Genomic DNA, 1,556 nt, shown 5'->3' with positions numbered 1-1,556 from the left:
CGCGGCGCTGGTGCGGGACATGGCAGTCGACGAGCGGCCCCTTTCGCGACGAGTGGCCGGCTTGCGCGCAGGGGACAACGGGGCCGCTCGTCAGGAAGGATGCTGCTCGTGGCGAGGCGGGCTGTTCCCGGCGGACGCGCTGTTCGCGGCAAGGTGGGCTGTTCGCGGCGAAGCGGGCCCTTCGTGGCGCCGGCGCGTGCCCACAGCTTCGGCATAGATTCGGGTGCCATACTCGTCGAGTTGCGCGTTCGCGCACCCGATGACTTTCCGACGACAACGAAGAGGCCTCCGTGAAGCGCACCCGTGCCCTGCTGACCACTGCCCTCCCCGCTGCCCTCGTGGCGGCGCTCGCCCTGACCGGATGCTCCGGCGGGAACGACTTCGGCGACGAGACCGACGGCGGGACCTCCGCGCAGGAGTGCACCCCGTCGGGTGCCGCCAGCGATGCGGTCCAGCTGAGCGGCGACTTCGGCGAAGACGTGAAGCTCGACTCCAAGACGCCCGTCGTCGCGGAGACCCTCGAGCGGACCGTCGCGATCGCCGGCGAAGGTGAGGCGCTGGCGACGGGTGCCACGGCGAGCGTCAACCTCACCTTCATCAACGGCAAGACGGGCGAGGAGCTCTCACCGACCTCTGCCCAGCGCGTGGTGAACGACCCCGAGCAGATCCTGCCCTGGGCCCTGCAGGCGCTCTCCTGCTCGAACATCGGCGATCGGATCGTCACGGTGGCTCCGGCCTCCGAAATGTTCGGCGAGGGCGGCGGCGCCCAGGCGGACATGGAGGATGCTGATGCGGTCATCACCGTGATCGACCTCCTCGGGCTCGCGAAGACTCGTGCCGAGGGCAAAGCCGTGGACGCCCCGGCCGGGTTCCCGACGGTCACGCTCGCCGAGGACGGCGCGCCGACCGTGACCATGCCGACCGATGTCGAGGCTCCGACGAAGCTGCAGATCGCCACCCTCATCGAGGGCGACGGCGAAGTGGTGAAGGACGGCGACTCGGTGACCTCCCACTACATCGGCGCGATCTGGCGCACCGGCGAGGTGTTCAACTCCAGTTGGGAGATGGGCAGCCCCGCGACCTTCACCGCCGCCTACCCGGGTGGCGTCATCGAGGGCTTCTACGAGGCGCTCGTCGGTCAGAAGGTCGGTTCGCAGGTGATCGCCATCGTCCCCGCCTCGGCCGGCTACGGCGACGACACCGCGAGTCAGCTGAGCGGCACCGGCGTCGACGTGAAGAACGACGACGTGCTCGTCTTCGTCGTCGACATCCTCGACACCGCGCACGCCGGCTAGCGCAGCCCGGCCCGAGCCGGGCGCAGGGGCTCGACCCCTCCCGGAGCACGACTGGTCGCCCTGGCCTCGCCGGATGCGCGACTGCGGCAGAATGGATGCCATGAGACGCGTCGTCATCCTGGGCTCCACCGGTTCGATCGGCGAGCAGGCGCTCGACGTGATCCGGGCGAACCCGGCCAGGTTCGAGATCGTCGGCCTCGCCGCGGGCACGCAGGCCGCGCGGGTCGCCGAGCAGGCGGGGGAGTTCGACGTCGAGCACAC

At 70.4% G+C, this 1,556-nt stretch carries 1 protein-coding gene and 1 pseudogene; both read left to right on the top strand.

All coding sequences use genetic code 11. The annotated features are described in order from the left end of the window. Positions 1-290 precede the first annotated feature (290 nt). Positions 291-1,295 carry an FKBP-type peptidyl-prolyl cis-trans isomerase gene (locus tag ACFPZL_RS13095; protein ID WP_218115036.1) on the top strand — a complete coding sequence of 335 codons (1,005 nt, stop codon included), beginning with the start codon at positions 291-293 and terminating at the stop codon, positions 1,293-1,295. 100 nt (positions 1,296-1,395) lie between these two features. Beyond that, positions 1,396-1,556 (top strand): annotated as a pseudogene (locus ACFPZL_RS13090) (1-deoxy-D-xylulose-5-phosphate reductoisomerase); the annotation flags it as partial.

This window comes from Leucobacter soli (assembly GCF_042659205.1).
In the GTDB taxonomy this organism is placed as follows: Bacteria; Actinomycetota; Actinomycetes; order Actinomycetales; family Microbacteriaceae; genus Leucobacter; species Leucobacter soli.
The sequence above is the reverse complement of the archived record's forward strand: the minus strand, read 5'-3'. Positions and strand labels throughout refer to the sequence as shown.